We start from the raw sequence: 3371 nt of genomic DNA on the forward strand, positions 1-3371 counted from the left end.
GGGCTGGACAATCCGACCAGCGAACGGCTGGCGATCTGGATCTGGGAGCGGCTCAAGCCGACGCTCCCGCTACTTTCGGAGATCGTAGTGCACGAGACTTGTACCTCCGGGTGTCGCTTCCGAGGGGCCTAGTAGCTCACCGGAGCGCGCCAGCATGCGAGGCAGCGCCCACAGCGTGACGGTAACTTTGACGGTAAGTCATCCGTTGGCGTGAGTGGGAATGGCATAAGAACAGGGCTTGATGGTCATTGTTCGAGCGCACCCACCCAAATTAGCGTCCATCCCCGCCCATTCCCGTCCAATACTGCCTCGGCAACCCAGTCATACCAAGGGTTGATTGCAACTTTGGCGTCCAGTCGCGTCTATTGTAATCCGGGGGCAACATTGGAGGCAGGCACTATTGCCTGCAGAGAGTTGCCCCAGATCAGCATCTCCCCGTTGCTCAGCATCAGTCGAGGCAGCCGCACGCTCCGCTTGCAGGCGGCGATATTGATCGGCGGATCCACCGAAACCTACCCCGTCAACAGTGAGCCCGGGTAGAGTCCGCCCCCCCAGAGCCCAGGCCCGCCACAATAATCGGGATAGCCCTAAGCCTATACGGCAGTTTGCGAAGACTGCCGAAATCGGCCGGCTTACGAGGCTGCCTCGGCTTTCGATGGATGGCCACCTCCTCATTTATGAAGGCGCGCAGCGCTCGCTTCGGACTGCGGCTTTTCAACCAAGGTGAATTTGTTCCGTGACGGCCTCATCGGCAGACCTTTTTTCGTGCGCCATCGCGCGCTCGAATTCGAGCTCAGTGCGCAGGCCGGCCAGATCGCGGTGAATCGTCGCGACCGCCAATACCTTGTCGCCACGGCGATAGGTGATCGAACAATCGCGCGTCTCGAGCTCGCCATCGATGGTGACGCTGTCCCAGTGCTTCGCATGGCCGACATAGCCGATGCCAAGGTCGTACTGCTCGGTCCAGAAAAACGGGACGGCGTCGAACGGTTCACGCTGCCCGAGTATGTTGCGCGCGGCCGTCTGGCCCTGGCGCTCGGCCACTACAAAGTGTTCGACGCGGATGCACTCGCCACTGCGCCGGTCCGGCCAGCGCGCGATGTCGCCGGCGGCGAAGATACCCGGCTCGCTGGTCTGCAGGTACTCATCCACCGTCACACCGCGATCGATGGCGAGCCCCGCCGCCTGCGCCAATTCAGTCGCGGGACTCACGCCGATGCCGATGACGACGAGATCGGCCTCGATGCTTTCCCCACTACGCAGCGTGACGCGGTGTTCGTCGATGGCCGCGACGGTCGTCCCGACATGGAACGTCACGCCATGGGACTCGTGAAGTTTGCGGATGAATACGCCCACCTCCGGCCCCAGGGTTTTCAGCATTGGGACATCACCGAGACCAACTGCATGCACCTCGATCCCGCGCGTACGCAACGAGGCCGCCACCTCCATGCCAATGAAGCTCATGCCGATTACTACTGCATGTTTGGACTTCAACGCCCGGTCGACCAGGGCGCGGCTGTCCGCCACGCTGCGCAGATAGTGCACGTGTGGCAAGTGCATGCCGGCTACGTCTTCCAGGTGCACCGGTACGGCGCCGGTAGCCAGCAACAGCGCGTCGTAATCGACACGACTGAAGTCCGCCAGCTCCACCTGCCGGTTCTCGGTGTCGATCCGGGTGACGCGCGCATTCAAGCGCAGATCGATCGCATGCTTGGCATAGAACTCCGTCGACCGCAGCAGATTCGATGCGTCGGTCGCAGTGCCGGCGAGATAGCCCTTCGACAGGTTCGGACGGTCGCACGGCAATGCATCGTCGGCGCTCAACATCGTGATGCGCCCGCCGTATCCTTCCCGGCGCAGGGTTTCCGCGGCAGCATTGCCCGCCGCTCCGCCGCCGACGATGACGACGGATGCCGGAACGCCGGCTACATCCGTGTGGCCAGACGGCGCGACTCGCGCCAGCTTTTCACGCACGTACACGGTATCCACCGGCGGCTGCGCCGGCGTGAACTGGCGCGCTACGTCATGCACGCGCTCGACGTCCCACCGGGACACCGGATTCAATGCCGGCGCCCGCAATGCCTCGCCGGTGCGCAGGCTGAAGCAGGCGTGATGCCAAGGGCAGCGAACCGTATCGCCGACGAGCAAGCCCTGTTCGAGCGGCGCACCATAATGGGTACAGATCGCGCCGATCGCGAATACGTCGTCGCCGCGCCGGGCCAACAGCACCGGTTCGCCGCGGGCATGGCCCAGCAGCATGCCGCCATCGGGAATCGCCGAGATCACCACCCCCTGTGTCAGGTCGGGGCCATCAAGTCTCACGGATTGCTCGCTCATTGAAACCTCTTCGGGTTGCAGCAGGATGAGGATTCCCCCAAGCAACCAAAACGAGTAGAGACCTGACAGCGTGATCTGCTGGTGAGTGCTGATCGATCCCGGGAGGATTCCACGGACAAGTGAAATTTCATCGTCATCAGCCACATGATGACGGTTCCTGCTTTTCGCCACCGCCTCATGCGAGCCGCGGCACTCGTCACTGCCCATGCCCGCGCGGCGACAGCGACGCTTCGCGGCCATTACCGAGACGATGACATGACCAGCGAAGACTTATTGTGCAGCTCAGGTTCGACTGAGCGCGCTGCCCGAATGATGGACGACGGCCGGCTCTCCCGGGTGGTGATCAGTCTGGCGAACGCTGTACATCGTATTGTCCGCGTTGGTGCCCATCTTGTGCACGCCCGTGACCGTGCCATGCCCAATGGCACTCCGGTAATGCCACGATACTTTGGTGCCAACGGGAATGGTCTTGAATGTCTCTTTTTCCTTAGTCATATCAGCTCTTCTTCAAGATGCACTTATGTTTCTCAGTCAACCGCCATACGCTTCGTGGTCGAAACCTCGTTCATGCGCTGCCTCAGTGGTCAAGCAGTGCCATGCGCCGTCCGTCTGGTGCGCTCGTGTTGCCGGACTTGCAACCACTGAGCTCCGGCGGTTACGTGGTGTCTGATTGCGTTGAATACTCCTCTAAGGAACGTCTGAACAAGCTTCTGCTCATCGCCGAGATTGTGGGAGCGACTTCAGTCGCGGTGGCCGCGGCAGCGGCCTGCAGCATCCCCGCGTTGCAGCGGCTCGATGCATAATCGGGCGGCGCAGCGCACGGCTACGCAATCGCGATTGAAGTCGCTCCCACAAGGGGCGCCCTTCTCCAGACCGCAGTGGACTTATTCAGACCATCCCTAACAAACCGTAAGAGACTTCCCGTCAATACCGCCCGCTTGATGCTCTTGCCTTGAGCTTTCAGGCTTTCGCTGGCCATCATGTTGTCCTCTGTGTTGCGTCGTGCATGTCAGTGCGTGCGGCGTTGAACGTTG

The 3371-nt window shown here is 61.7% G+C and carries 3 protein-coding genes; 1 reads left to right on the forward strand and 2 read right to left on the reverse strand.

Annotated elements, in window-relative coordinates; genetic code table 11:
• Nucleotides 1-132, forward strand: a 132-nt coding sequence (locus ACFPPB_RS20150; protein ID WP_377330430.1) for a 6-pyruvoyl trahydropterin synthase family protein, incomplete at its 5' end; no start/stop codon positions are given.
• Nucleotides 133-714: 582 nt separating this feature from the next.
• Here the strand turns inward: ACFPPB_RS20150 and ACFPPB_RS20155 are convergent.
• Nucleotides 715-2577 (reverse strand): FAD-dependent oxidoreductase, encoded by a 1863-nt coding sequence (locus ACFPPB_RS20155; RefSeq protein ID WP_377330426.1) that lies wholly within the window; start codon nucleotides 2575-2577, stop codon nucleotides 715-717.
• A 42-nt stretch (nucleotides 2578-2619) separates the two neighbouring features.
• Nucleotides 2620-2832 (reverse strand): hypothetical protein, encoded by a 213-nt coding sequence (locus ACFPPB_RS20160; protein ID WP_377330428.1) that lies wholly within the window; start codon nucleotides 2830-2832, stop codon nucleotides 2620-2622.
• Nucleotides 2833-3371: the final 539 nt, after the last annotated feature.

Source organism: Rhodanobacter terrae, assembly GCF_042657005.1.
Lineage (GTDB): Bacteria > Pseudomonadota > Gammaproteobacteria > Xanthomonadales > Rhodanobacteraceae > Rhodanobacter > Rhodanobacter terrae.

Excerpts from the sequence above, each read along its gene's own strand:
- ACFPPB_RS20155 (WP_377330426.1), bottom strand. The coding sequence starts at position 2,577 with ATGGCCGCGAAGCGTCGCTGTCGCCGCGCGGGCATGGGCAGTGACGAG.
- ACFPPB_RS20160 (WP_377330428.1), bottom strand. The coding sequence starts at position 2,832 with ATGACTAAGGAAAAAGAGACATTCAAGACCATTCCCGTTGGCACCAAA.